We start from the raw sequence: 25,589 nt of genomic DNA, 5'->3' as shown, positions 1-25,589 counted from the left end.
GGGAGGAATTATAATGGAGAATGGTTATTATGCAGGCTGGGGTACACTGGCTCTGATTAATGCCGGACTGGCGCAAGGAAAGAACCGGAGCGGAATGAACTGGTTTCTGTTGTCGTTGCTGCTGGGACCGCTTGCCACATTTATTCTGGTAATCTCTGAGAAGCTTCCAGAGTAGAGGGTAATATCATTATAGAATCGGCACAATAGCTACACGTGGGAGGTATAGCAATGACGATGCAGGCTATGAAGCCCATCCGGCGTTCCAAACTGCGGTTGTTTGCAGGCAAGCGGTATTTTACCTGGAAAAGGTACTGGAAATGGATCACGGCCAGCGGACGTCTGGCTTCTGAACAGCGCAGTGAAGCTCTGCCTTATGAGGCGGCCAGCCATGCTACGCCGCTGCTGCGCAAATTGCGGGCTGTGGATATGCAGCTTCAGCACAACAAAATCGTGAACCTGAGGCTCGCGGTGGCGAAGCTGGACGGGCTTGTCATTCAACCGGGCGAGAGCTTCTCCTATTGGCGCAGAATTGGCAAGCCGACACGAAGAAAAGGTTACCTCGACGGAATGGTGCTCCATTATGGCGGATTCCGGTCCGGAACAGGGGGCGGGCTATGCCAATTGTCCAATCTGATCTACTGGATGACGCTGCATACGCCGCTGACGGTTACCGAACGACACCGGCACAGCTATGATGTCTTTCCGGATGAGCAGCGGACCCAGCCCTTCGGCAGCGGGGCTACCTGTGCCTATAATTATCTGGATCTCCAGCTGCGCAATGATACAGAGCATGCCTATCAGCTTAAGCTGCACCTGGATGAGACTAATCTGCACGGAGAATGGCGCTGTGCAGGACAGCAGCTCTACCATTATGAAGTGTATGAAGATAGGCACCGCATCAGTCTGGAGCCGTGGGGCGGGTATATCCGGCGCAACGCGATCCGGCGCAGAGTGCTGACGCATAGCGGAGAGCTGGCCGGTGACGAAGCGGTGGCCGAGAACCACGCGCTGATGATGTATTCTCCGCTGCTGCACGGATAAATCCGCAGGATTTGGGGTTATACCATAGTGAGGCTGTTCCGATCAGCTTGCCATGACCATAACCTTACATCCGAAGGAGTGACCCACACTTATGAAGGCAGTAACCTATCAAGGCAAGAAGAAGGTAGAGGTCAAGGAGGTCGCCAATGCGCGGCTGGAGAAGAAGGATGATATCCTCGTCCGTATCACCTCAACTGCTATTTGCGGCTCGGATCTGCATATCTATAACGGAGAAATCCCGGGAATGCATGATGATTACATTATCGGACATGAGCCGATGGGGTTTGTGGAAGAGACGGGTCCTGAGGTGACACGGGTCAAGAAGGGCGACCGGGTCATTGTCCCGTTCAATGTAGCCTGCGGGCAATGCTTCTTCTGTCAGCATGAGATGGAGAGCCAATGTGATCATGCCAATGATGCCAAGGATACCGGCGGCTACCTGGGCTACTCGGATTCTTACGGCGGATTTGCCGGAGGGCAGGCGGAACTGCTGCGTGTGCCTTACGGCAACTTCGGGCCGTTTGTCGTCCCGCAGGATGCGGAGATGGAAGACGAGAAGCTGCTGTTCCTCTCGGATATTGTCCCGACCGCCTGGTGGGGCGTCGAGAATGCCGGAGTGAAGCCCGGTGATACCGTCATTGTACTTGGCTGTGGCCCGGTAGGCCTGCTGACACAGAAGTTCGCCTGGATGAAAGGCGCATCCCGTGTCATTGCGGTGGACTATGTCGATTACCGGCTCCAGCATGCGAGGCTGACGAATCATGTGGAGACGGTGAATTTTGAGCAGACCAAGGATGTAGAGCTGAATCTCAAGGAGATTACACGGGGCGGAGCGGATGTGGTGATCGACTGCGTGGGACTGGATGCCAAGAAGACGGTTGTTGAGAAGGTGGAGACAGCCTTGATGCTGCAGGGCGGTTCGCTGGGGGCTTTCCGTATCGCCTCCGAGGTGGTCCGCAAGTTTGGCACCATTCAGTTAATCGGTGTCTATGGCCTGAATTACAATATGTTCCCGCTGGGTCATCTGTTCGAACGCAATATCACGCTGAAGATGGGACAGGCTCCCGTGATTCACTACATGCCTGAGCTCTACAAGATGATTAAGGAGAACAAGTTCGATCCCACAGATATTATCACCCACCGGCTGCCGATCAGCCGCGCAGAGCATGGCTACAAGGTGTTTCAGGATAAGGAAGAGGACTGTATCAAGGTAGTGCTTAAGCCGTAACAGGGGGCAGCATCTGTCAGCTAGGCTTCTATAAGGCATGGGACCCGTCAGAGCGGATTCTGTGCCTTTATTTGTGCGTGAAATGAAAAAATGCTGCTTTTTTCGCCGAATTGCGTTAAATTAACATAATGAGTCTTACATCCTATGAAGGGGCGTCTGTCATGCGTACCAATAAACCGCCCGTTCCCGTACCTCTCTTGATGGTAATCGGAATTGTGGCCATTTCTTTTTCTTCTATCTTCATTAAATGGTCCTCCGCGCCCGTATCGGTCCAAGGGATGTACCGGCTGCTGTTCACCTCGCTGCTGATGCTGCCGTTCGCCCGTCCCTATAGCGGCGCACTCTTTAAGCTGCGGCGGAAGGACTGGCTGCTGCTGGGAGTGTCCGGTGTCATGCTTGCCCTGCATTTTCTGCTGTGGATGGGATCGCTGAATTATACCTCGGTGGCCAGCTCAACAATGATTATGGCGCTGGAGCCGTTATTCATTATGCTCGGTGCGTACATACTGTATAAAGAGCGTAATTCGGTTTTTGCTATCCTGGGAATGGCGATTGCCATCTTTGGCGTTACTTTTATCGGCTGGGGAGACATTGGCTTGTCTGCTGAGAATCTGAAGGGCGACATGCTGTCGGTTGGCGGAACCGTAGCGGTAGCCGCACATATGCTGCTTGGACAAAAGCTGGTGGCGCGTATGCCGTCCTATCTGTACAGCCTGATTGTATTTATCGCTGCGGCCATCGTATTTGCCGTCTACAATCTCGTGACCGGCACACCGTTCTTCGATTATCCGGCCCGGGAATGGGGGATCTTCGTCCTGCTGGCGGTGGTGCCGACCGTCTTCGGCCATATCCTGTTCAACTGGCTGCTTCAATATACTTCGGCGACTACGGTCTCGATGAATATCCTGGGAGAGCCTGTCGGCGCGAGCATTCTGGCATTCCTGCTGCTGGGTGAGCAGCTTAGCGGTCTACAGTGGGCGGGCGGCGTACTGGTCATGGCCGGGCTGGGCGTCTATCTGTATGCCGGACGCAGGAAAGCGCTGAAGCTCCGGCAATCTCTGCCGAACGCTTCCTAGCTATACGCGGGCAGACCCGAGAGGCAAACTTGATTGCATATTATAGAACTTAGATAAAGGGGTAACGAAAGCAATGAATGAACCTAATCAGAATGAACCGGATGGCCTGAGTAAGGAGGCGGCACCCACCAGCGAGGAGCTGTGGAATGAGGATACCTATGCGGCCTGGACCAGCCGGTTCGGAACCCCGGCAGAGGCTGCGGAGAAGCTGTCGAAGGACCCTGCGGGGAAGCTGTATCCGCTGAATACCTATCTCGGTGAAGTGAAGGGCCGGAGGATCATGAACCTGATGGGCTCGAACGGCATGAAGGCGGTGGTACTGGGGCTGCTGGGGGCTGAGGTAACTGTAGCGGATTTCTCGGAGGCCAATGCCCGTTATGCCGGTGAACTAGCCCAGGCAGCCGGGGTGCAGCTAGACTATATCGTGTCGGATGTCCTGGAGCTGCCGGAAGCGCTTCTTAACGGCTCTTATGATGTAGTTTTTGCCGAAATGGGAATTGTTCATTATTTTACGGATTTGGCTCCGTTCATGGCTACGGCCTACCGCTTGCTGGCACCGGGCGGGACGTTCGTGCTGCGGGATTTCCATCCGGTGACGACCAAGCTGATCTCCTCCAAGGGGTCGACGGCCAAGGTGCGCAAGCATAAGGTGAGCGGGGATTATTTTGATACGGCGCTTGAAGAGAAGCAGGTGTCCTATTCCAAATACATGCCTTCCTCAGGAGCAGCGGCGGAGGCGGACAAGCCGAATGTCGTCTACTGGCGGCGCTGGACGCTGGGCGAGCTGGTTACTGCTGCCGCAGCCAGCGGACTGGTGATTAAGGAACTGGTGGAGGAGCCCAACCTGTCGTCGGATGTGTACGATAAGGGAATTCCCAAGACCTTCACCCTGGTCGCTGTCAAAAGATAATAAGGTTCACCACCACACGGTATCCCCATTAGCGCACTTACACAGGCGCTCCAGGGATACCTTTTTTTGTTATATTAGGAAACTACAGTTTCTGGTATAGCGACCTATGGACCAAATGTATGTGGAAAACAGTATACATTGTGCTCACAAGCAGCCGCACGGCCAGAATGTATGTGAAAAACAGCATACATTATGCTCGCAAGCAGGCACAGCAGCACATGGATCAAATGTATGGCAAAAACATTATCCTTCTATTTCTCGCTGAAACGGTACCGTCCTTTAAAAGGACGGCGCAGCCGTTTCTACTTGTACATAACCCGCCGCCATCCCGGCAAAAGCCTGCTGGAGCGGAGAGAGTGTATAATCCTTGCGCCAAGCCAGCACAAAAGACCCGTCCATCGGAAGTATTCCCGGCAGCTTGGCGTAAGCCAGACGGCCCGCTGCTACTTCAGCCTCAATCCCGGAACGGGAGAACACGCCCACCATCCGGCCTGTGTACAGCATCCCCTTGACTGCCTCCGGGGAGCCCAGCACCGCATGGTTCCAGACCCTTACATTATTAAGCTGTGCCCACTGGTCAGAGATTCCGCGCAGGAAGGAGGCGGCTTCATGCTGCACCCAAGGCTCGCGGGCTACGGCTTGAGCGGTCAGCTCCTGCTCCCCGGCAAACGGATGCTCCGGCGCAAAGACCAGCACCGTCTCCTCTTCGGCAATCACCTGCGTATGGAAGGTATCGTCTTGTCCCTCTGCACTGTGCAGCACGGCGAGCTGGATCTCCCGGCTGCGCAGCCGTTCCCGGATGGCGTCATCCGGCAGTACGGATAGATAAACATCGATCCCGTCATAATGCTGTGTGAATTGGGACAGCAGTTTGGGCACAAGATAACTGGCAGGGATATCGCTGGCGGTAAGCTCCAGATTCCCCGAGGCGAGCGAGGTGAACTGTTTGACTGTCCGCTCGGCCTCCGCGCTTAGCGAGACAATGCGGACCGCATATTGATACAAGGCGCGTCCGGCATCCGTCAGCAGGACCCGGCCGCTCCGGTACTGGAAGAGGGAAGCGCCAAGCTCACTCTCCAGACTTTTCATATGGAAGGAGACGGTAGGCTGCTTAAGGTTCATCTCGGCGGCTACATCCGTTACTTTTTTATATTTTTCGATAAGAACTAAGATTTGCAGCTTTACAAGGTTCATGAGGATTCCTCCGGGAATGGGGCCAAAAGACCGCTATTGTTGTTTCGATATAGAATTTATCTATTCAACTACTCAATTTATATTATAACTTTTATCCTTCGGTTTACAAACTCAGTACTTTTATCTAACGAACGGGTCCTAGAATAAGAAGAGTCAGAAGAGACGCTGATAGATACACAATAATGCTTCCCGAGTGAGTTTTGTACGAAGCAGATGGAACGCAGCAGACACTCACAAAACCTTTAGGAGGAAAACAAACAATGCAATTCAAAAAATCGTGGATCATGGCTTTGGCTCTTACAAGCGTACTGGCACTTTCAGCATGCGGGAACGGAAACAACGGGGGAAACAAGGCAGCATCCAATAGCGGAGGAAATACACCGGCTGCAACAAACACAGAATCCAGCAGCGGTGCTAAATTAAGCGGATCGATCCTGGCTTCGGGCTCCACAGCACTTCAGCCGCTCGTAGAGCAGGTAGCTGAGAAATTCATGGATGCGAATGCCGGCGTGGACATTCAGGTTCAAGGCGGCGGCAGCGGAACGGGCTTGACCCAGGTCTCTGAGAAGCAAGTCGATATCGGGAACTCGGATGTATTCGCCGAAGAGAAGCTGAAGGATGCTGCTAAAGCGGCTGAGCTGGTGGATCACCAAGTGGCGGTTGTAGCGATTGCGGCAGTAAGCAACCCGAAGGCAGGCGTAGACAGCTTAACCAAGCAACAGCTGGTGGATATTTTCACAGGTAAAATCACGAACTGGAAAGACGTCGGCGGCGCAGATCAGGCCATCCAAATCATCAACCGTCCGGCAAGCTCAGGTACCCGTGCTACCTTCGAGAGCTTCGCTCTTGGCACCAAGACAGAGGACCTGAAGGGTTCGATCCAGGAGGATTCCTCCGGTACGGTTAAGAAAATGATCGGCGAAACACCGGGAGCGATCGGTTATCTGGCCCTGTCCTACCTCGATGATTCCGTAAAAACCTTAAGCTATGACGGCGTTGAGCCTTCGGTAGATAACGTAGTAGCCGGTAAATATCCGGTGTGGGCTTACGAGCACATGTACACCAACGGTGAACCTAATGAGACTGTAAAAGCGTTCCTGGATTACTTCCTGACGGATGAAGTACAGACTGGCGACGTTGTAGAGCTTGGCTACATCCCGGCTTCCAAAATGCAGGTATCGCGTGATGTGGCAGGTACTGTAACACCTAAATAAGCTTCACCGGTTCACAGTTAGGATTGGATTTAAACTTTAATGTGATTAGAGGCGGAGATCTTCTGCCTCTCTTTTCACTTTAGAAAGAGGGAGCATCTTGAGGGGACAACCAACTAACAAGCGGCTGGAAAAACATCATATAGAAAATTTAATCGGACGTATTTACATGTCCTTTTGCGTGCTGCTGCTCATTGTCATCATTATATCCATGGTATATTTCGTAGCCTCCAAAGGCGTAGCCAACTTCGTTAACGGTGAGGTCAAGGTCTCAGAATTCCTGTTCGGCACGAAATGGTCGCCTGAAGCAGACACACCATCCTATGGAGCCTTCCCGTTCATCTCGGGTTCCTTCCTGGTTACCCTGCTGGCTGCGCTGATCGCAAGTCCGCTCAGCATCTGCGCGGCGCTCTTCATGACAGAGATCGTGCCGGGCTGGGGTAAAAAGCTGCTGCAGCCGGTCATCGAGCTGCTGTCAGGTATTCCATCCGTTGTCTACGGCTTCGTAGGACTAAGCGTCATTGTTCCATTTCTGCGGGATACGCTGCCCGGACAGGGCATCGGGGTGGCTGCAGGCGCGCTAGTGCTGTCGGTTATGATTCTGCCGACGATTACCAGCGTGGCTGCAGACGCGCTTGCTTCATTGCCGCAAAACTTGAAAGAATCATCCTTTGCGCTCGGTGCTACACGCTGGCAGACAATCTCCCGGGTCATTCTCCCGACGACCTTCCCGGCGATTATGACGGGTGTAGTGCTTGGCATGGCCCGCGCCTTCGGCGAGGCTCTTGCCGTGCAGATGGTTATCGGTAACGCGCCGTTCGTGCCTCACTCCCTGTTCGAGTCCGCATCCACACTTACCAGTGTCATCACGCTGGGCATGGGGAATACAACCATGGGTTCACCGCAGAATAATGCGCTGTGGAGCATGGCGCTGGTGCTGATGCTGATGACCTTTGTATTCGTCCTGCTGGTGAGAATGCTCGAAAGGAGAAATAAAATTTGAAGCCGAGAACTGCGAATAAAATAGCCACAGTCGTTATCGTAACCTTTGCATTGCTGATCGTAGCCATCCTGGTTAGCTTACTAGGATATATCCTGATCCGCGGTATGAGTCATATTAGCTGGGACTTCCTGACCTCCGCGCCGCAAAAGATCCGCGCAGGCGGAGGCGTCGGGCCTCAGCTGTTCAACTCCCTGTTCCTACTGGTGCTGACCTTAATCATCACCGTGCCGCTGGGGCTGGGTGCAGGAATCTTCATGGCGGAGTATGCCCGTCCCGGCAAGCTGACCAACTTCATCCGCCTGGTCGTGGAGGTATTGTCTTCCTTCCCGTCGATCATCGTGGGTCTGTTCGGTCTCTTGCTGATCGTCAACACCTTCAATCTTGGGTTCTCCTTGATCTCGGGTGCGCTCGCGTTAACCTTCTTCAACCTTCCGCTAATGGTACGTATTACGGAGCAGGCCTTCCGCACGGTGCCTAAGCAGCAGAAGGAAGCAGGCTTCGCGCTCGGATTATCCAAGTGGAAAATCGTTACCTCGGTCTTGCTCCCGGTAGCGTTGCCGACGATCATCACCGGCACGATCCTGTCGGCCGGCCGTGTGTTCGGCGAAGCAGCTGCGCTGATGTTCACCGCAGGGATGAGCAGCCCGCGCCTGGACTTCAGCAACTGGAATCCGCTCAGCCCTTCCTCACCGCTCAACCCGTTCCGTCCGGCGGAGACGCTGGCGGTGCATATCTGGAAGGTCAACAGTGAGGGCCTGGCCCCGGATGCCCTTCAGATTGCAGCGGGCGCTTCAGCCGTTCTGGTGCTGACCGTATTAATCTTCAATCTGGCTGCCCGTTATTTCGGCAGATTCATCTACCGCAAGCTTACTGCATCTAAAAGAATGAGCTAGGCTTGTTACGCACAGGGAGGGCATAGGCTTCCGAAGCGAGTTTTGCGCAGAAGAGTCAGAACGTGTAAGCTATCAGAACTTTTAGGAGGAGTAAGAGATGGGAATAGCGGAACCAGTGGTGCGCGAATCATTTCAAACGGAGGATCTGAGTATTTATTATGGGACGTATGAGGCGGTGAAGGGGATCAGCCTTCCTTTTGCCCAGAATACGGTTACCGCATTGATCGGCCCGTCGGGCTGCGGGAAATCAACCTTTCTCCGTTCACTGAACCGGATGAATGACGATATCTCCGGCTCTACAACCAAAGGCAGCATCTGGATTGACGGTGTGGATATCAATGCTACAGGCACGGATGTAATCAAGCTGCGGCAAAAGATCGGTATGGTCTGGCAGAAGCCCAATCCGTTCTATAAATCAATCTACGACAATATCGCCTTCGGCCCGAAATATCATGGCATCAAGGGCAAGCAGGCACTGGATGAAATCGTGGAGAGCAGCCTGCGCCGCGCCGCCCTGTGGGACGAGGTCAAAGACCGGTTGAAGGATTCCGCTCTGGCATTGTCAGGCGGACAGCAGCAGCGTCTGTGTATCGCCCGGGCGCTGTCGGTCAACCCGCAGATCCTGCTGCTCGATGAGCCGGCTTCGGCCCTTGACCCGGTATCGACCGGGAAGGTAGAGGAGCTGATCAAGGAGCTGAAGGAGGAGCTGCGCATCGTGATCGTGACCCACAACATGCAGCAGGCTGCGCGAATCTCGGATTACACCGCCTACTTCTATCTCGGCTCCCTGGTGGAATACGACAAGACCGAGAAGGTCTTCACGAACCCCGAGAACCAGATGACGCAGGAATACATTATGGGCCGGTTTGGTTGATTGGGAGACGGGTACAGACGGGTATAGACGGGCAAATACAAATTCGATAACACTGATCGTTCAGGACACCATCCATTACGGGTGGTGTTTTTGCTGTTTGAAGGATAATGGGCCGGAAAGGGATGCGCGGGGTAAATGTAATCGAAAAACCGATTACATTGCACGTGGCGGAGGCGTGTGTGCAGAATGTAATCGAAAAACTGATCACAATGCGTTGCGGGAAGTCAAGTGGGCGGAATGTAATCGAAAAACCGATTACATTCCGCAGACGTGAGGAGCAGGGACTGGATGTCGCCACAACGCGGTGTAAGCCGTTCACTTTTGTATCAGTAAATAACTCTTGCGAAACTAATCTTATTAGTCTATATTTAAACTAATAAGATTAGTTTCGAGGAGGGATTTACAATGAGAGTGACAAGAGAAGGCAGTTTGCATCAGCTTACGTGGCTGCCGCGTATTTTTCCAGTGAATTGTTATTTGATCGAAGAAGAAGAGGAGCTTACACTTATTGATGCGGGCATGTCCTATAGTATGAAGGGGATTCTGCTACAGTCTGCGAAGCTTCAGAAGCCGCTAACCCGGATCGTGCTAACTCATGGTCATATGGATCATGTCGGGGCGCTTGATGCCCTGAAGAAGCAGGTGCCGGAGGCTAAGGTCTATATCTCGGAGCGGGATGCTGCATTGTTGGCTGGTGACCGCTCGTTAAGAGCAGGTGAGCTACAGACTCCTATTAAGGGGAGTGTACCCGCCAAAATAGTAACCCGGCCCGATATTCTGCTGCATGACGGCGATAGCATCGGCTCGCTGATGGCGTTCAGTACTCCCGGACATACGCCGGGTTCGATGTCTTTTCAGGACCGGCGCAGTGGAGCGATGATCGTTGGTGATGCGTTCCAGACCTTCCGGGCCACGGCGGTGTCCGGCAAGAAGGTCGCCTGGTTTCCTTTTCCGGCTATGGCGACTTGGAGCCCCGAACAGGCCTTGGTGAGTGCTTACAGGCTGATTGATCTTACCCCAACTGTACTGGCGGTAGGACACGGTGATCTGCTTATAGCTCCGGTGGAGGCGATGAAGCGGGCGGCTGCGGAGGCTGAAGGGCAATTCAAGAGAGGAGAGAAAGTACATGGCTAGAGCAGGTCTGGACACGCACACGCTGGTGCTGGCTGCCGCAGAGCTGGCGGATGAACACGGTATGGAAGAAGTGACGCTGGCTGCACTTGCCGCAAAGCTGGGTGTCCGTTCCCCGTCACTCTATAATCACATCAACGGGCTGGCGGGGCTGCGTACACTGATGGCGGTATATGGCCTGGAGCAGCTGTATGAGATCATATCGCAGGCAACGGAGGGGCTCAGCGGAGAAGCGGCATTACATGCCATGAGTCAGGCTTACCTCGGATTCACCAGAGCACACCCGGGGCTATATCAGACGACGCTCCAAGCACCCGAACCGGGAGACACCGCTCTGGAGGCGGCGAGTGCAAAGATCCTGTCACTCATCATCCAATTGATATCCGCGTTCGGCTTGGATGAGGAAGGCAATCTGCATGCAGTCCGTGGATTACGGAGTATCCTGCACGGATTGTCCACCCTGGAGCATCAAGGCGGATTTGGAATGCCGCTGGATCTGAATGTCACGCTCACCCGGCTGATTAACACCTATATTGCCGGAATCCGCTGTATGGGATCGGATGCTTATGATAAGCTTAACTAGGTGTACAAGCCAGATTGATCTAGGAGGCTGAATTACGTGGGCGAAGCAGGTAAGCAAGAGAATGTAACCACCTTTAAAGAGATGGCTGAGGTGGTTGCCAGGCTGGGGATTGTGCCGCTGGCACCCCTGATCCCGGAGCATCCGTCCGTGAACGGACTGACGCTGAAGGAGAACTGGCATACCGATACAGAGCTGGACCCTTGGGGATGGCGAGTCAGATTTCCCGGAGAAGGCTTAGCCGGCTACGGCAAATTCATCAAGAAAAAAGCCGTGCTCGTATCCCGCGACTGGCTTCCGGCGTACTTGGCAGCGGCCGGACCTCAGCAGTCTCTCGAAGAGCGGTATAAGAGTGGCCTGGCCACTAGAGAAGCGCTGACGCTGCTGGAGATTATCCGGGCGAATGAGGGCATAGAGACGCGCCAGCTGCGCTCTATGGCGGATATGAAGGCCAAGGAGAAGAAGACGGCTTTTGACAATGCGGTAACGGAGCTGCAAGGGTCTCTGGATACCGTAATCTCCGGCGTGAAGCAGCGGGTGAATGCGGACGGAGAGCCGAATGGCTGGAACAGCACCTCTTTTGAAACCTCGGGGCACTGGATGCATGAAGCGGGCATTCCACCCTTTGAGGGATCGAGAGAAGAGGCGATAGCCTGGCTGCGTGCACGTATGGAAGCAGCATGGGCACCGGAGGCGGTTGCCTGGATCAACAAGGCGCTGGGCTGGGAATAGACAAAGAACGGTAGTCCTCTGGATGAAGAGGGCTGCCGTTTTTGGCATTTTAAGGTGAAGAACAAATAAAAACGGCTAATCTCATTCCCGCAGGAGCAGACCGGCCGTAAGCGCTTACGAATATATGATTGTCCTGCATGTCTTGTGTATATTGAAGCATCCTTACAGCATGGGGCCAAGGTAGGCAACCAGGAAGTACAGGAATCCGAACAGCAGCATGATATAGGCGGTGTACTTGATAGCGTCGGAGGCAACGATACTTAAGTCTTTGGGAGCCTGAACTTCCAGACGTTCTGTTTCCGTAGAATCTGTGTTGTCATGATTGAAAGATTCTTTCATCAGAATTCCCTCCTTAGATTATTCATGAGATTACTCGTGGACTAAAACATTCCTCATTTGGCACTGTAAACCCTATCTATAATTGTATTGTGACATATTTGTGAACTAATTTCAACAATATTGTGAAAATTCTTTGACTAAATGTTCACATTTGGGCTCTTTGGGGTGTTGTGAGCCACTAGACTTCACCTCTGGTTGTACTTTATACACTAGAATTTTGAGAAAACGGCGGTTTAGAGCTGAAATCCGGAAATCTGTTGTACAAAATACAGTACTCTCATCCCATAGCACACTCAGGAGAAAAGTCCCTCTGGAAAACACAAAGACCCCGCCATTCCTCAAGAGGAAATAGCAGGGTCTCATTCATAGTACAAAGAATAAGCTTACGCCCAGTCTCCATTACGGAAGATCGGATCGGTGGAGCCGTCATCGGCAATCCCGTCGATGTTCATCTCCGGGGAGCCCATCATGAAGTCGACATGGGTGAGACTTTGGTTCATGCCCTTGTCCACCAGCTGTTCCTTAGTCATGTTAATGCCGTCCTGTAAGGTGAACGCGTAGGAAGCGCCAAGTGCCAGATGGCAGGAAGCATTCTCGTCATATAAGGTGGTGTAGTAGAGAATGCCGCTCTCCGAGATCGGGGAGTGGAAAGGCACAAGCGCCACTTCACCGAAGTAGGAGGCACCTTCATCCATAGCCAGTAGAGAAGCCAATGCTTCCTGGCCCACTTCAGCTGTGAAGTCTGTCACTTTACCATTCTCCAGGGTCAGGCTGAAACGGTCTATGATGTTGCCGCCATAGCTGAGCGGCTTCGTGCTGCGGACCGTGCCGTTCGCACCGCTCTTCAGCGGAGCGGTGAACACTTCCTCGGTCGGAATGTTCGCCAGGAAAGACATGCCGCGGCTGTTCACCGCACCGGCCTGACACCAGATATGACCTTCAGGCAATTCGATCGTCAGATCGGTGCCCGGAGCCGTGTAGTGCAGCTTGCGGTATTTCTTGGCGTTCAGCAGCTCACAGCGCTGCTTCAGGCCAGCCAGATGGATACTCCAGGCCTGCACCGGATTCTCCTGGTCTGCGCGCACAGCCTTGAAGATGGCGTCCCAGAGCAGGTCAATCTGCTGCTCAGGCGCGGCGTCAGGGAATACCTTCGCAGCCCAGGAAGCGGATGGGAAGGCGAGGCCGGTCCAGCTGACCTGATTAGCCATCAGCATCTCACGGTAAGGAGCCATAGCTTGACCGGCGGTCTTCTGATGGTCCGCAATGCGGCTTGGATCTACACCGCTTAGCAAATCCGGATTCGCTGAGATAATCGTGAGGAACGCGGCTCCGCCCCGTGCCAGATCCTCCAGCTCATCAGCCTGCCACTTAGGAGGCTCAAGGAAGCTCTCGGACGGCGCGAGATCATAGCGGGTACGGGTGACGAATTCATCGGAATAGTTAACCTTGACGAGCTTCGCACCTGCTTCATAGGCCTGGCGTACAATCAGGCGGACCAGCTCAGCCGCTACGATATCCGCATTTACCACAAGGGTCTGGCCGGGTTGAATATTAACGCCGATCTTTACAGCGAGCAGTGCATAATTCTCCAGCTTTTGATTGAAATCCAGCAATAGCTTCAGCTCCATTCGTTATCTAATGAAATGCAATAGCGTATAAGGGGGTTAGAAGGCCCAGTTGCCCTTCTGGAAGACCGGCTCGCGCTTACCGTCAGCAGTAATTCCGTAAATATCCATCTCGGCCGAGCCGATCATGAAGTCAACATGGGTCACACTGTTATTGAGGCCGCGGGCGGTCAGTTCGTCCTGGGTCATTTCTTTGCCACCTTCCAGACAGAAGGCATAGGCGGTACCGATAGCCAGATGGTTGGAGGCATTCTCGTCAAACAAGGTATTGAAGTAGAGAATCCCTGATTCCGAGATCGGCGACTTATGCGGCACCAGCGCGACTTCCCCCAGATATTTGGCGCCCTCATCGAGGCTGATCAGATATTCGAGGGCTTCCTGGCCCTGCTCTGCGCTCACACTGGTAATCCGGCCTTGTTCAAAAGTAATTGAGAAGCAGTCAATCACATTCCCGCCGTAGCTGAGCGGCTTCGTGCTGCGGACTGTACCGTTCACGCCGGTTTTCTTGGGAGCCGTGAAGACTTCTTCCGTCGGCATGTTGGCGACAAAAGAATGACCTTTGGCATTGATGCTGTCCCCCTGCGCCCATAAATGGCCTTCAGGCAGCTCGATGCTAAGGTCAGTTCCAGGGGCTATGTAATGCAGGCTGGCGTACTTTTTCGCGTTAAGAACATTAGCCTTCGACTCAAGGGTGTCGAGATGCTCCTGCCAGGCGGCAACAGGGTCCTCACGGTCCAGGCGGACGGTATGGAAGATAGCTTCCCACAGCTTGTCTACGCGCTGGTCAGCAGGGAGTTCAGGGAAAACTTTGTCTGCCCATGGCTGGGACGGGATCGCTACAATACTCCAGCTAACCTTATCGGACATCTGTAATTCACGGTATTTCGTAAGCGCTGCCCCACGAGTCTTCTGGAAGTTCGCAATCCGCTCAGGATCAATGCCTTTGAGGGCATCCGGGTTCTCGGCAATGACCGACAGGAAGGCGGCACCGTTCTCGGCAAGCTCAGTCATTTCACCGGCAAACCAGGTTGGGGCCTTGGTGAATACTTCGGGCGACGCATGCTCGAACTGCTGGCGGGTGATGAATTCGTCACTCCAGTTCACCTTCACCTGGCTGGCACCGATGGCATAAGCCTTGGCCGTAATCAGGCGGACGAACCCGGCCGCAGTGATCGGGGCGTTCACGACCAGGATTTGTCCCGGCTGAACATTCACACCGATTTGTACTGCTAAATCAGCGTATTTACTTAGCTTGTCCTGAAGCTCTGTTTCAGTCATTGACATTTCCTCCATTACCATAATTTTTAGCTCTATATAAGCATTGTACTAAATTATTAACCGCCGGATGAAAAAAGTCAATTACAGCGCAAAAGGAAAGAGAAATGCTGACATATCAATGTTATACTGGATATTGTGGGCATGATCAGATGAAAGGAAGGAAAGAGGATGAACCTGGAAATCACCAAAGCAGAAATGAAACAAGTAGAGGATAGAAGTTTTGTGGGGAGAACGGTCTTTACATTAGAGAATCACCGTTCCCCTTATGAGATCACTTTCTACAGTTCCCGTGGAACCGAATGGGATTACAGCCTGAGCTTCGCCGGTGAGCCGGGGAGTGAGGAACAGTTCCTGGAAGTGGATGCGCTGCTGGAGAATGACGATGATCTGTACAATCAGCTGCTGGATGCAGCGCTGGATACCCAGGAGATCCCGGAAGAGGAAGCATAAGCTTACTTGCGGATAAAACAATGCGACCCCCGCCCGGCAGATTGCCTTGGACGAGCAGGGCCGCATTTTTTTGTGGCCGCCGGCCGTTATCCGATGGTGATATTGCCTTCCGGGTAACGGTACAGCTCCTTGCTGTTCTTCGGCTTCAGCGCATAGGCCAGGGTAAGCGGTCCGGTCCGGCCCACGAACATAAGAATGATTACCAGCAACTTGCCGATCGTGGTCAGCTCTGTGGTCAGTCCCATGGTGATGCCTGAGGTGCCGAAGGCGGACACTGCCTCGAACAATACGGTCAGGAAATCTGCGCGCTCTGTTACGGACAGCAGCATCGTGGAGATAACCACCAGCATCAGTGAGAGTAAGGTCATGGTAATAGCCCTATAGACATTCTCCTTCGAGATCCGGTGGCGGAACATTACAATATCTTCTTTGCCGCGCAGCTTGGCGTAGGCGGTGCTGGCCAGAATGGCAAAGGTGGTAATCTTGATTCCGCCGCCGGTAGAGCCTGGAGCCGCCCCGATGAACATCAGCAGAATCATCAGGAACTGGGTGGATTCCCGAAGCAGCGGAATCTCGATGGTTGTCACGCCGCCGGAACGGGGCGTAATAGCTTGCAGGAAGGAGGCCATAATTTTGCCTCCGGCATGCAGCGGCTTCAGTGTAGCGTTCAGCTCCAGCCAGAAGAAGATTATTGCTCCGACCAGAATCAGCACGGCTGAGGTCGCCAGCACAACCTTCGAGTGCAGCATCAGCCGCTTGCTCCTCCGGTAATCGATCACATCGGATAAGACGATGAAGCCGATTCCGCCCAGGAAGATCAACAGCATGGAGGTAATATTCACAACAGGATCTTCTACATACCGGGTTAATCCGCTGAACGGCCCGTGAATATCCCCGAACAAATCGAAGCCCGCGTTGTTGAAGATGGAGATGCTATGGAACAGTCCATAATAAGCTGCTTTGCCTACCGGCATATCCACTACAAATCGGGCAGCCAGCAGAATGGCCCCGGTCAACTGAATCACCAGGGAATAGATTAGAACCCGGCGGATCAGCTTCACGATCCCCTGCATGGAGTTCTGGTTCATGGATTCCTGCAGCAAGAGGCGTTCCTTCAATGAGATTCGTTTGTTCAGCACCAGAGTGATCAGCGTTGCCATCGTTACGAAGCCGAGACCGCCGAACTGGAACAGCACCAGCAGTACGATCTGGCCGAAGGTTGAGAGCTGTGTTCCGGTGTCGATAACAGCAAGTCCGGTTACGCAGGTGGCCGAGGTTGCCATGAACAGCGCATCAATGAAAGAGATTCTTCCGCCCGTAGAAGCAGCGGGCAGAGATAACAACAGGGTTCCGGCAGCGATCAGGACCACGAAGCCGAGGGATAGTATTTTGGGCGGTGTCAGCTTCAGATGCCCAAAGAAAAGGTTAGCCAAGTTCATTCTCCTGACAATAGGGATAGGATCTGACAAGATTATAGCATAACTTGTATTCCCGTCACCAAGCAGGCAGGATATTGACATATTTTATCGAAATTATTATAGGCTATAGGATTCAACAACTTGCACTTATATGAGGAGGCTATACTGCTGTGACAAGTCCGATACGCAATCAGGTTGGCGCTGTCTTCATTCCGGTTAGTGATATCGAAAGGTCCAAGAACTGGTATTGCAGCCTGCTGGGGCTGCCGCTGGACGGCGAGGTATTATTCGGGCATCTGTACGATGTGCCGATGCAGGGACCGGGGATCGTGCTGGACAGCATTATATTCACAGCCGAAGCCGTACTGAAGGTACCGACCTTCCATCTGCTTACAGAGGACATCGATGCCGCTTATGATTATGTCAAAGCCAGCGGAGCAGAGATCCTTACGGATATTGAGAATGACCATTGGTTTAACTTCAAGGACCCGGACGGAAATGTGCTGATGATCTGCCGCTCCGTCAATTAATTAATTGGATTAATTATATTTGTTAATTACATTAATTATACAAGGATAATATGCAGCTTTTATCGTAGGGGGAATAAAATTGAACGTAACACTGCGGGAGTTGCTTCCGGGAGATGCAGCAGCGTTGTTGAACCTCCAGCATCGTCTGGACGGGGAAACCGCCTTTATGCTCCTGGCCCCGGGCGAGAGACAGAGCGGCATTCCACAGGTGGAAGACATGATTAGAGGCTTAGGCCAAGCGGAGAACTCGCTTATTCTGGGAGCGGAAGCAGACGGTGAGCTTGCAGGATATCTGTCAGTCGAAGGAGGTACCTTCAGCCGCAATAGACACAGTGCTTATATTGTTACCGGCATCCTGAAGCAGTATCAGGGCAGGGGCATCGGCAGCGCATTGTTCAGTGAAATGGACCGGTGGGCCAGACAGTGCAGCCTGGTGCGTCTGGAGCTAACCGTGATGCAGCATAATGAAGGGGCGGTTGCGCTGTATAAGAGGCAAGGCTTTGAAATCGAGGGATTGAAGCCAAAATCGCTGCTGGTGGACGGGCAATGGGTGGATGAATACTATATGGGTAAAGTGTATAGTTAATCGCATTAACTATAAGGGCAAAATCATTTCAACTGATAAAGAAGATTATCTTCGCGTGAACACAATGTATGCTGTTTTTCACATACATTAGGTCCCGATGCACGCTTGCAGCACAATGTATGTTGTTTTTCACATACATTCAGACCGTGTGCCTATTTGCGAGCACAATGTATGCTGTTTTTCACATACACTCAGACCATATGCCCGTTTGTAGCACAATTTATACTGTTTTTCACATACATTTGGTCCGTATGCCGATGTACCAGTCAATTGTATTCGGTTTAATCATACCTTCAACCTTTCTATAGTTTGCTAATATAGGAAGGAAATAAGGCGCTCCCCCGTAACTCAAGGGGAGCGCCTTACTTGTTGCAGCTTATCTATACGCTTTACTCGCTGTGTGCATCCGAATCTTCGGTGACTGGAAGATCGATCAGGATCTCCACCTTGCGGATACGGTGGCGGTTCATTTCGCGGACGGTCAGGGTGACATGCTCGTAGGTGAGGCTTTTGCCGACAGCCGGTTCTTCCATATGGCTGTAGAGCCATCCGCCGATGGTGGTGACTTCTTCATCATGGAAATCAAGTCCGGTAAGATCCTTGACCTCCAGCAGGGAGACATTGCCGTCGAACAGATAATGAGTATCGCTCAGCTTCTCCACATTGCGGCGCTCATCCTCGTCGAACTCATCGCGGATCTCACCGACGATCTCTTCGAGAATGTCCTCAATCGTAATCAGGCCGGAGGTGCCGCCGTATTCATCCAACAGCAGGGCGATATGGACGCGCTCCTTCTGCATACGGGTCAGCAGTGTTTTCACTGGCGTAACTTCCGATACGGTCACCAGCGGCAGGATCAGGCTTTTGAAATCGAAATCAGGATTGTTGTCGTATTGCAGGTAGAGCTGCTTGGTATTGATCATACCAATAATATTGTCTTTGCTGCCGTCAGCTACAGGGAAGCGGGTGTACTGCTCCTTGCGGATAATATCAATATTCTCCTGCAGCGAATGATCGGTGAACAGGCATACCATATCTGTCCGGGGAACCATAATTTCCTTAGCGAGCATCTCATCAAAGGTGAAAATCCGGTTAACATAACCATATTCCGCTTTGTTGATTTTGCCGCTCTCATAGCTCTCGGACAGGATCAGGCGGATCTCGTCTTCACTGTGCGCGTCGCCGTGTTCACTGGCAGGCTTCATGCCGAACATACGGACGAGCAGGTTGGCGGAACCGTTCATGAACCAAATCAAAGGGTACAATATTCTGTAGAACCAAATAATCAGCGGTGCGGTAAATTGACCAATTTTCTCCGGAATATTAATAGCGGCGGTCTTCGGTGCAAGCTCACCGACCACGACGTGGAGGAAGGTGGCGATAATGAAGGCCAAAGCAAAAGCAATGGGCTTACTAACGTTATGGCTCACACCAGCCAGATCAAACAATGGAATGAGCAGCTGCTCAAAAGCAGGCTCTGCCAATGCCCCGATCCCGAGTGCAGTAATCGTGATACCGAGCTGGCAGGCGGATAAATATCCGTCCAGGTTAGCGGCTACCCGCTGTACTGCCAGTGCGTTCTTCTTGCCGTCCAGCACCATTTGGCTGACCTGGCTTCCCCGTAATCTCACTACTGCAAACTCCGTCGCTACAAAAAATGCGGTTAAAATAATCAAAATTGCCACGAGCGTCAAACTAAGTCCTATACCCATATAATCTTTACCATCCCTTTCGTCCCTAAAATAGGTTATACTCATATTATGAGTTCTTATGAACCTATTGTACGAACTTTTCAGTGAAATATCAAACGGTGGAGGGTTGCCAGCTATGGAAGCTTTTACACTTAGCCGGATAGAGATGTCCGGACTGTTACTGTCTCTAGGGCCAAACTCGGAGCGGAAGCCGCTCCATATTCTGCAGGAAGCCTGGACGAAGTTCCACCGCGACGAGGTGCGGGAGGGGACAAGTCTGCCCGCATTTCTATCTACGGATATCCCCCCGATTCTGCATAAGCTGATTAAAGGCAGAGGCGTCAAAGGACTGTCCCTGGGTGAAATTGCTTCACTTGGCGCTCTGATTGAGTATTCCACGTTATCCGTCTCTGCTATGCAGAATTGGGTAAAGCGGGATTTCAAGGAATATCTCGGGTCCCCGCGTGAAGGGAAGAAGTACTCCATTAATCAGGCAGCCATCCTATTTATAATAGACGATCTGAAGGCGGCGCTTGATTTCGAGAGCATCAGGCAGCTCTTCCGGATGCTGTTCCTGGCGCCTGAACGTGATGACGATGATCTGGTGGAACCGGCCCAGCTGTATCACGGGTATGCGGAGCTGTTCGAGGAGATTAAGAGCCGTTCCCCGGTGCCGGCAGAGGGACAGGCTTTGACCGGGAATCCCAAGGAATATCAGTGGAAATCGGACAGTGGAATCAAGTCGGCCATGGACAAAATGATGAAGCGGCTCAGCCACCTGAGCAGAGGGCAGCGCGATGCGGTGCAGAATATGCTGCTGATTGCTGCGATCTCGGTGCAGACCTGTTATTTTCAGGCGATGGCCCGGCAATATTTCAATGCGGTGTTATTCCTTGATTTTTGAACCATCCGCTTCTAGAATGTGTAAGTGATACTATATAAATTGAACTTATGATTTTTGTGTTTTGGGATTAGCCGTGACTCCAGAGAAGTTTTGGACTTCCGGCCGCTGCCCTTCTACAGATTTCATGATTTTATACCGTTTTTAACGGTTGAAATCCGTAGACAAAGGCGGTCGCTACCGCTCCTCCAGTTCCAAAATTCCCCTCCGCCACTTTTCCTTTAACTTAAATTTTTAGTTCAATCTATATAGTTAGGTATTATTGTAAAGGGAATCAGGGGAGAGGGGCCTTAAGTCATGTGGAATCAAATGTCGCTGCTGCAGAATCCGAAGCAGCGGAAGCTGCTCTTCAGTGCAGGTCTAAGCTGGATGTTCGACGCGATGGATGTAGGGATGATCTCGTTCGTCGTGGCTGCACTGGCCAAGGAATGGTCGCTGGGACCGGAGAAAATCGGCTATTTAACCAGCATTAACTCAGTGGGGATGGCCGTCGGTGCGGCTGCAGCCGGGATTATGGCGGACCGCTTCGGCCGCAAATCGGTGCTGCTGTGGACGCTGCTGATCTTCTCGATTGCAAGCGGATTGTCGGCCTTCGCCGCAGGCTATGCAGTACTGTGTGTGCTGCGCTTCATTGCCGGCTTCGGGCTCGGCGGAGAGCTGCCGGTGGCTTCGACTCTGGTATCCGAGAGTATGCCGGTCAAGGAAAGAGGCCGTGCTGTTGTGTTGCTGGAGAGCTTCTGGGCGCTCGGCTGGATTCTGTCAGCACTGATTGCGTACTTCGTCATTCCGGATTACGGCTGGCGGGTCGCCTTCGCCATTGGGGCAGTACCGGCACTATATGCGCTCTATCTGCGCAGGGCAATCGATGACTCACCGAAGTTTGCGGAGATCAAGAAAGCTCCTCCAGTGCCCTTGAAGAAGCGTGTAGCGGCAGTCTGGTCGGCAGAGCACCGCCGCTCGACCATCATGCTGTGGATTCTGTGGTTCACTGTAGTCTTCTCTTATTATGGAATGTTCCTGTGGCTGCCGACGGTAATGGTGCTGAAGGGCTTCAGTCTGGTCAAAAGCTTCGAATATGTGCTGATCATGACACTCGCCCAGCTGCCGGGATATTTCACCGCCGCCTATTTCATCGAGAAATACGGCCGCAAATTCGTACTGGTCATCTACCTCCTGCTGACAGCCGTCAGCGCGGCCTGGTTCGGGAATTCAACGACCGAGGGGATGCTGATGGCTGCCGGGATCTGCCTGTCGTTCTTCAACCTGGGAGCCTGGGGCGGGATGTACGCATATACGCCTGAGCTGTATCCGACTAAAATCCGTTCCACTGGTGCCGGACTCGCCACCTCCTTTGGACGGATAGGCGGCATTATTGCTCCAACGCTGGTCGGGCTGATGGTCGGCAAGGCGGTCGGGATCGGCTCCATCTTCATGATCTTCTTCGTCACGATTGTAATCGGCGCCTTGGCGGTGCTGTTCCTGGGGAAAGAAACGAAGGGACTGGAGCTAGAGTAGACTGCTTACGGAACAGATTCATACTTAACAGAACAATCCAGGACTAATAGGCCAGCCGGAAGATTCCGGCTGGCTTTTGTCTTACTTATTTGATAGAACCCCTTACTTTTCTGGATTTACCCTATGCAGAGCCTTCCGTATAATCATTTATGTAACCGCTTACTTCACAAATTTGAGGAGGCAACAGATGACAATCAAGGGGACCAAAGGACTTGTACTGCTTCTAAGCTCCATATTGCTGATGACTACGGCCGGATGCTCATCCGGCGATGCGAATGCACCGGACGGAGCCAAGGCTTCATCCAAGACAGAGGGCTCGGCACCTGCAATTGAGCTGCGCATGACCTGGTGGGGCTCACAGACACGCCACGATCTGACCACCAAGATGATCAAGCGCTTCGAGGAGAAGAATCCGGGCATCACGATTAAACCGGAATATTCCGGCTGGGACGGCTATTTCGATAAGCTGTCTACTCAGGTAGCAGGCTCGAATGCTCCGGACATCATTCAGATGGACTATGCGTTCCTGTCCGATTACGCCAAGCGCGGCACCTTGCTTGACCTGACGCCTTATACCCAGGATGGCACGCTGCGGACAGAGGACCATGATAGCAGCATGCTCTCGGCAGGAAGCATTGACGGCAAATTGTATGCCGTTACCCTTGGAGTGAACGCTCCCGGCGTCGTCTATAACGCCTCTGTGCTACAGGAGCTGGGAATTGCGGAGCCGCAGGAGTCATGGACGTGGAAGGATTTTGCGGAGATGGCGAATGCGATTGCTAAGAAGAAGGGCGACGGCTATTATGGGACGCCGGATATTTCGGGCACTACGAACATCTTCGAGGTATTCGTGCGCCAGAACGGGAGCGGACTGTTCGCCGGGAACAAGCTCGGGGTCTCCCAGGAGGTCATCGATGAATGGTTCAAGTACTGGCAGGAGCTGCGGGACAGTGGCGGCGCTACAACGGCAGAAGTAACTGCCGCGATGACGAATGCGCTGGAGACCCGGCCGCTGTCCGTTGGCCAGTCTGCCCTTGATTTCGCCTGGTCCAACCAATTGATTACCTATCAGAATGTGCTGAAGGATCAGAGCCAGAAGCTGAAGATGCAGGTGATTCCGCATATGGAAGGAGAGCAGAAGATCGGCGAATATCTGAAGCCCGGCCAGTTCATCTCCGGGAATGCCAAGACCAAGTATCCCAAGGAGGTAGCGAAGCTCATCGACTTCATGGTCAACGACCCGGAAGGCACCGCTATTCTCGGGGCTGAACGGGGAGTGCCGGTCAATTCCGCAGTCCGGGAGCAGCTGAAGCCGTCGCTAACCGCCGAGGAGCAGTTAATCTTTGATTTTATCGATGTGGTCTCCAAGCATTCCAGTGATATTGACCCGCCTTACCCGCAGGGCTTCTCGGAGATTGATAAGAACTTCAAGAGCGCCAGCGAGCAGATATCCTTCGGTCAGGCCGGCGTTCCGCAGGTAACCGAACAGTTCATCTCCGGTGCTAACGCCATACTGGACAAGGCCAAATAAATATAGAGGAGGGAGAGAGCCATTGAGTGCAGATTTGATGACAGTAGATAGACCAGCAGGCATGAAGCGGCGCAGAGCAAAGATGCGTTACAACCAGAACGGGATCGCCCTCCTGTTCCTGTCGCCCTGGCTGCTGGGGCTGGTGTGCCTGACCCTGGGGCCGATGGCGGCCTCACTCTATTTTTCTTTTACAGATTACAGTATTCTGGAGAGCTCCAGATGGATCGGATTGGATAATTTCAGAACGATGCTCACCGCAGATCCGCTATTTATTCAGTCGCTTAAGGTGACGTTTATCTTCGTATTCGTATCGGTGCCGCTGAAGCTGATGTTCGCCCTGGCGGTGGCCCTACTCCTTAACAAAGGAATACGAGGCCTCGGCATCTACCGGACGGTCTACTACATCCCTACGCTGCTTGGAGGCAGTGTCGCTATTGCGATGCTGTGGCGCAAGATGCTCGGCGGCGACGGGCTGCTGAATCAGCTATTGGCCATGGTGGGGATACAGGCGCCTGACTGGGTATCGAATCCCAAATACTCGCTGTATTCGCTGATTCTGCTGTCGGTATGGCAATTCGGTTCGTCGATGATCATCTTCCTGTCCGGGCTGAAGCAGGTGCCGCCGGAATATTATGACGCCTCTTCGGTGGACGGTGCAGGTAAGGTAGGGCAATTCCTGCATATTACGCTGCCGGTGCTGTCTCCGGTTATCTTTTTCAACGTCATCATGCAGACGATCACCGCCTTCCAGTCGTTCACCCAAGCGTTCATTATCAGTAACGGCAGCGGAGGACCGGTGAATTCCACCCTGATGTATTCCCTGTACCTGTACAAGAAGGGCTTCTCCTTCTTCCAGATGGGCTATGCCTCGGCGATGGCCTGGGTACTGGTGCTGCTGATCGGGATATTCACACTCCTGCTATTCGGCAGCAGCAAGCTGTGGGTGCATTATGAAGATGGGGGGAAATAAGCTATGGATACAGGCAGCGCATCGAAAAGTGCCATTTGGCTCAAGCACTTCATCATCTGTCTAATCGCCTTTGTCATGCTGTACCCGGTGCTGTGGCTGGTGGGCAGCTCGTTCAAGCCGGCGAATATGATTTTCTCGGAAATCTGGTTCTGGCCCCGGCAGTGGAACTTCCATAATTATGTAAGCGGCTGGTTCGGCTTCCAGGGCAGCTCCTTCGCCAAGTTCCTGCAGAACTCGGCTCTGATCTCTCTGGGGGCAGTGCTTGGCAATGTCATCACCTGCTCCATGGCAGCCTATGCATTCGCGCGGCTGAATTTCCGGTTCAAGGCACTGGGCTTCGCGCTAATGCTGATGACGATTATGCTGCCGCTGCATGTGACTCTTATCCCGCGTTATATCCTCTTTAACAGCCTGGGCTGGGTGAACACCTTCGCGCCGCTGGTTCTGCCCAAGTGGATGGCAACGGACGGCTTCTTCATCTTCCTGACGGTACAATTCATCCGCGGCTTGCCGAAGGAGCTGGACGAAGCGGCAACGATTGACGGCTGCGGGCCGGTTCAAATCTTCAGCCGGATTATCATTCCGCTGGCGCTGCCTGCGCTGATCACGACGATGATTTTCACCTTTATGTGGACCTGGGATGATTTCTTCAGCCAGCTCATCTTCCTTAGCGATATCGGAAAATACACAGTGCCGCTCGGGCTAAGGCTGTTCCTGGACTCCAGCTCGCAGTCGGATTGGGGCCCGATGTTCGCCATGTCGGTATTGTCGCTCGTGCCATGCTTCATTCTCTTCATCACGCTGCAAAAGTATTTCGTCGAAGGAATTGCGACATCCGGTCTGAAAGGATAGAATCGTGGGAAAAGCATAGGGATGGGGCAG

Annotated in this window: 26 protein-coding genes; 20 read left to right on the top strand and 6 right to left on the bottom strand. The window is 52.9% G+C overall.

What is annotated here, in order from left to right; all coding sequences use genetic code 11:
• Positions 1-13: 13 nt before the first annotated feature.
• From MKX63_RS29585 to MKX63_RS29565, 5 genes are all read left to right on the top strand, one after another.
• A complete protein-coding gene (locus MKX63_RS29585; RefSeq protein ID WP_179090458.1) occupies positions 14-175 on the top strand; it encodes a hypothetical protein in 162 nt (53 codons plus the stop codon).
• A 53-nt stretch (positions 176-228) separates the two neighbouring features.
• Positions 229-1,041, top strand: a complete 813-nt coding sequence (locus MKX63_RS29580) for a VanW family protein (protein WP_341022225.1) — start codon at positions 229-231, stop codon at positions 1,039-1,041.
• Positions 1,042-1,132: 91 nt separating this feature from the next.
• Positions 1,133-2,269 carry a zinc-dependent alcohol dehydrogenase gene (locus tag MKX63_RS29575; protein ID WP_341022223.1) on the top strand — a complete coding sequence of 379 codons (1,137 nt, stop codon included), beginning with the start codon at positions 1,133-1,135 and terminating at the stop codon, positions 2,267-2,269.
• A gap of 161 nt (positions 2,270-2,430) precedes the next feature.
• Positions 2,431-3,345, top strand: a complete 915-nt coding sequence (locus MKX63_RS29570) for a DMT family transporter (RefSeq protein WP_341022221.1) — start codon at positions 2,431-2,433, stop codon at positions 3,343-3,345.
• 73 nt (positions 3,346-3,418) lie between these two features.
• Positions 3,419-4,255, top strand: a complete 837-nt coding sequence (locus MKX63_RS29565) for a class I SAM-dependent methyltransferase (protein WP_341022219.1) — start codon at positions 3,419-3,421, stop codon at positions 4,253-4,255.
• 279 nt (positions 4,256-4,534) lie between these two features.
• On the opposite strand, the gene MKX63_RS29560 is transcribed toward MKX63_RS29565, so the two are convergent.
• Positions 4,535-5,449, bottom strand: a complete 915-nt coding sequence (locus MKX63_RS29560; protein ID WP_341022218.1) for a LysR family transcriptional regulator — start codon at positions 5,447-5,449, stop codon at positions 4,535-4,537.
• A gap of 260 nt (positions 5,450-5,709) precedes the next feature.
• Between MKX63_RS29560 and MKX63_RS29555 the strand changes: the two genes are divergently transcribed.
• The 7 genes from MKX63_RS29555 (at position 5,710) to MKX63_RS29525 (ending at position 11,873) form a co-directional block, all read left to right on the top strand.
• Positions 5,710-6,663: a phosphate ABC transporter substrate-binding protein PstS family protein gene (locus MKX63_RS29555; RefSeq protein ID WP_341022216.1), complete on the top strand. Its 954-nt coding sequence runs from the start codon at positions 5,710-5,712 to the stop codon at positions 6,661-6,663.
• A gap of 166 nt (positions 6,664-6,829) precedes the next feature.
• A complete protein-coding gene (pstC, locus tag MKX63_RS29550; protein WP_445321785.1) occupies positions 6,830-7,663 on the top strand; it encodes a phosphate ABC transporter permease subunit PstC in 834 nt (277 codons plus the stop codon).
• Positions 7,660-8,556, top strand: coding sequence for a phosphate ABC transporter permease PstA (gene pstA / locus MKX63_RS29545; RefSeq protein ID WP_340753431.1), 897 nt, complete (start codon positions 7,660-7,662; stop codon positions 8,554-8,556). The genes pstC and pstA overlap by 4 nt, the downstream gene beginning before the upstream one ends.
• A gap of 97 nt (positions 8,557-8,653) precedes the next feature.
• Complete coding sequence (gene pstB, locus MKX63_RS29540) at positions 8,654-9,430, top strand: phosphate ABC transporter ATP-binding protein PstB (protein ID WP_036695365.1); 777 nt, start codon at positions 8,654-8,656, stop codon at positions 9,428-9,430.
• Positions 9,431-9,835: 405 nt separating this feature from the next.
• Positions 9,836-10,564 carry an MBL fold metallo-hydrolase gene (locus tag MKX63_RS29535; RefSeq protein ID WP_341022214.1) on the top strand — a complete coding sequence of 243 codons (729 nt, stop codon included), beginning with the start codon at positions 9,836-9,838 and terminating at the stop codon, positions 10,562-10,564.
• Positions 10,557-11,144 carry a TetR/AcrR family transcriptional regulator gene (locus tag MKX63_RS29530; RefSeq protein ID WP_341022213.1) on the top strand — a complete coding sequence of 196 codons (588 nt, stop codon included), beginning with the start codon at positions 10,557-10,559 and terminating at the stop codon, positions 11,142-11,144. Before MKX63_RS29535 ends, MKX63_RS29530 begins: the two co-directional genes overlap by 8 nt.
• Positions 11,145-11,180: 36 nt before the next feature.
• On the top strand, positions 11,181-11,873 hold the full coding sequence (locus MKX63_RS29525) for an AlkZ-related protein (RefSeq protein ID WP_341022211.1): 693 nt from the start codon (positions 11,181-11,183) through the stop codon (positions 11,871-11,873).
• 162 nt (positions 11,874-12,035) lie between these two features.
• On the opposite strand, the gene MKX63_RS29520 is transcribed toward MKX63_RS29525, so the two are convergent.
• The 3 genes from MKX63_RS29520 to MKX63_RS29510 form a co-directional block, all read right to left on the bottom strand.
• Positions 12,036-12,212 (bottom strand): hypothetical protein, encoded by a 177-nt coding sequence (locus MKX63_RS29520; protein WP_340753439.1) that lies wholly within the window; start codon positions 12,210-12,212, stop codon positions 12,036-12,038.
• Between the two features lie 383 nt (positions 12,213-12,595).
• Positions 12,596-13,825, bottom strand: a complete 1,230-nt coding sequence (locus tag MKX63_RS29515) for an aminopeptidase (protein WP_341023344.1) — start codon at positions 13,823-13,825, stop codon at positions 12,596-12,598.
• Between the two features lie 51 nt (positions 13,826-13,876).
• Complete coding sequence (locus MKX63_RS29510) at positions 13,877-15,121, bottom strand: aminopeptidase (RefSeq protein ID WP_341022209.1); 1,245 nt, start codon at positions 15,119-15,121, stop codon at positions 13,877-13,879.
• A 162-nt stretch (positions 15,122-15,283) separates the two neighbouring features.
• Between MKX63_RS29510 and MKX63_RS29505 the strand changes: the two genes are divergently transcribed.
• Positions 15,284-15,565 carry a hypothetical protein gene (locus MKX63_RS29505; protein WP_341022207.1) on the top strand — a complete coding sequence of 94 codons (282 nt, stop codon included), beginning with the start codon at positions 15,284-15,286 and terminating at the stop codon, positions 15,563-15,565.
• 86 nt (positions 15,566-15,651) lie between these two features.
• Here the strand turns inward: MKX63_RS29505 and MKX63_RS29500 are convergent, their stop codons facing one another.
• Entirely contained in the window at positions 15,652-17,004 is a 1,353-nt protein-coding gene (locus tag MKX63_RS29500; RefSeq protein ID WP_341022206.1) for a TrkH family potassium uptake protein, read from the bottom strand.
• A 149-nt stretch (positions 17,005-17,153) separates the two neighbouring features.
• Here MKX63_RS29500 and MKX63_RS29495 point away from each other — a divergent pair, with 149 nt between their 5' ends.
• Both MKX63_RS29495 and MKX63_RS29490 read left to right on the top strand, forming a co-directional pair.
• Positions 17,154-17,513 (top strand): VOC family protein, encoded by a 360-nt coding sequence (locus MKX63_RS29495; protein WP_341022205.1) that lies wholly within the window; start codon positions 17,154-17,156, stop codon positions 17,511-17,513.
• 79 nt (positions 17,514-17,592) lie between these two features.
• Complete coding sequence (locus tag MKX63_RS29490; protein ID WP_341022204.1) at positions 17,593-18,099, top strand: GNAT family N-acetyltransferase; 507 nt, start codon at positions 17,593-17,595, stop codon at positions 18,097-18,099.
• Between the two features lie 389 nt (positions 18,100-18,488).
• Here the strand turns inward: MKX63_RS29490 and MKX63_RS29485 are convergent, their stop codons facing one another.
• Positions 18,489-19,811, bottom strand: a complete 1,323-nt coding sequence (locus MKX63_RS29485) for a hemolysin family protein (RefSeq protein WP_341022202.1) — start codon at positions 19,809-19,811, stop codon at positions 18,489-18,491.
• Between the two features lie 115 nt (positions 19,812-19,926).
• Between MKX63_RS29485 and MKX63_RS29480 the strand changes: the two genes are divergently transcribed.
• From MKX63_RS29480 to MKX63_RS29460, 5 genes are all read left to right on the top strand, one after another.
• Entirely contained in the window at positions 19,927-20,694 is a 768-nt protein-coding gene (locus MKX63_RS29480) for a DUF1836 domain-containing protein (RefSeq protein WP_341022200.1), read from the top strand.
• 294 nt (positions 20,695-20,988) lie between these two features.
• Positions 20,989-22,206: an MFS transporter gene (locus MKX63_RS29475; RefSeq protein WP_341022198.1), complete on the top strand. Its 1,218-nt coding sequence runs from the start codon at positions 20,989-20,991 to the stop codon at positions 22,204-22,206.
• A 187-nt stretch (positions 22,207-22,393) separates the two neighbouring features.
• On the top strand, positions 22,394-23,737 hold the full coding sequence (locus MKX63_RS29470) for an ABC transporter substrate-binding protein (protein ID WP_341022195.1): 1,344 nt from the start codon (positions 22,394-22,396) through the stop codon (positions 23,735-23,737).
• 61 nt (positions 23,738-23,798) lie between these two features.
• The gene (locus MKX63_RS29465; protein ID WP_341023342.1) at positions 23,799-24,707 is read left to right on the top strand and encodes a carbohydrate ABC transporter permease; all 909 of its coding nucleotides are present in this window, start codon (positions 23,799-23,801) and stop codon (positions 24,705-24,707) included.
• A 3-nt stretch (positions 24,708-24,710) separates the two neighbouring features.
• The gene (locus MKX63_RS29460; RefSeq protein ID WP_341022193.1) at positions 24,711-25,559 is read left to right on the top strand and encodes a carbohydrate ABC transporter permease; all 849 of its coding nucleotides are present in this window, start codon (positions 24,711-24,713) and stop codon (positions 25,557-25,559) included.
• The last annotated feature ends 30 nt before the right edge of the window (positions 25,560-25,589 follow it).

The organism is Paenibacillus sp. FSL R7-0179, from assembly GCF_038002265.1.
In the GTDB taxonomy this organism is placed as follows: domain Bacteria; phylum Bacillota; class Bacilli; order Paenibacillales; family Paenibacillaceae; genus Paenibacillus_AQ.
This window is presented reverse-complemented; position numbering and strand designations above follow the sequence as displayed.

Bases quoted from the DNA above. Each gene is read 5' to 3' on its own strand.
- MKX63_RS29585 (WP_179090458.1), top strand. From the start codon at position 14: ATGGAGAATGGTTATTATGCAGGCTGGGGTACACTGGCTCTGATTAAT.
- MKX63_RS29580 (WP_341022225.1), top strand. From the start codon at position 229: ATGACGATGCAGGCTATGAAGCCCATCCGGCGTTCCAAACTGCGGTTG.
- MKX63_RS29575 (WP_341022223.1), top strand. From the start codon at position 1,133: ATGAAGGCAGTAACCTATCAAGGCAAGAAGAAGGTAGAGGTCAAGGAG.
- MKX63_RS29570 (WP_341022221.1), top strand. From the start codon at position 2,431: ATGCGTACCAATAAACCGCCCGTTCCCGTACCTCTCTTGATGGTAATC.
- MKX63_RS29565 (WP_341022219.1), top strand. From the start codon at position 3,419: ATGAATGAACCTAATCAGAATGAACCGGATGGCCTGAGTAAGGAGGCG.
- MKX63_RS29560 (WP_341022218.1), bottom strand. From the start codon at position 5,449: ATGAACCTTGTAAAGCTGCAAATCTTAGTTCTTATCGAAAAATATAAA.
- MKX63_RS29555 (WP_341022216.1), top strand. From the start codon at position 5,710: ATGCAATTCAAAAAATCGTGGATCATGGCTTTGGCTCTTACAAGCGTA.
- pstC (WP_445321785.1), top strand. From the start codon at position 6,830: ATGTCCTTTTGCGTGCTGCTGCTCATTGTCATCATTATATCCATGGTA.
- pstB (WP_036695365.1), top strand. From the start codon at position 8,654: ATGGGAATAGCGGAACCAGTGGTGCGCGAATCATTTCAAACGGAGGAT.
- MKX63_RS29535 (WP_341022214.1), top strand. From the start codon at position 9,836: ATGAGAGTGACAAGAGAAGGCAGTTTGCATCAGCTTACGTGGCTGCCG.
- MKX63_RS29530 (WP_341022213.1), top strand. From the start codon at position 10,557: ATGGCTAGAGCAGGTCTGGACACGCACACGCTGGTGCTGGCTGCCGCA.
- MKX63_RS29520 (WP_340753439.1), bottom strand. From the start codon at position 12,212: ATGAAAGAATCTTTCAATCATGACAACACAGATTCTACGGAAACAGAA.
- MKX63_RS29510 (WP_341022209.1), bottom strand. From the start codon at position 15,121: ATGTCAATGACTGAAACAGAGCTTCAGGACAAGCTAAGTAAATACGCT.
- MKX63_RS29505 (WP_341022207.1), top strand. From the start codon at position 15,284: ATGAACCTGGAAATCACCAAAGCAGAAATGAAACAAGTAGAGGATAGA.
- MKX63_RS29500 (WP_341022206.1), bottom strand. From the start codon at position 17,004: ATGAACTTGGCTAACCTTTTCTTTGGGCATCTGAAGCTGACACCGCCC.
- MKX63_RS29485 (WP_341022202.1), bottom strand. From the start codon at position 19,811: ATGGGTATAGGACTTAGTTTGACGCTCGTGGCAATTTTGATTATTTTA.
- MKX63_RS29480 (WP_341022200.1), top strand. From the start codon at position 19,927: ATGGAAGCTTTTACACTTAGCCGGATAGAGATGTCCGGACTGTTACTG.
- MKX63_RS29475 (WP_341022198.1), top strand. From the start codon at position 20,989: ATGTGGAATCAAATGTCGCTGCTGCAGAATCCGAAGCAGCGGAAGCTG.
- MKX63_RS29470 (WP_341022195.1), top strand. From the start codon at position 22,394: ATGACAATCAAGGGGACCAAAGGACTTGTACTGCTTCTAAGCTCCATA.
- MKX63_RS29465 (WP_341023342.1), top strand. From the start codon at position 23,799: ATGAAGCGGCGCAGAGCAAAGATGCGTTACAACCAGAACGGGATCGCC.
- MKX63_RS29460 (WP_341022193.1), top strand. From the start codon at position 24,711: ATGGATACAGGCAGCGCATCGAAAAGTGCCATTTGGCTCAAGCACTTC.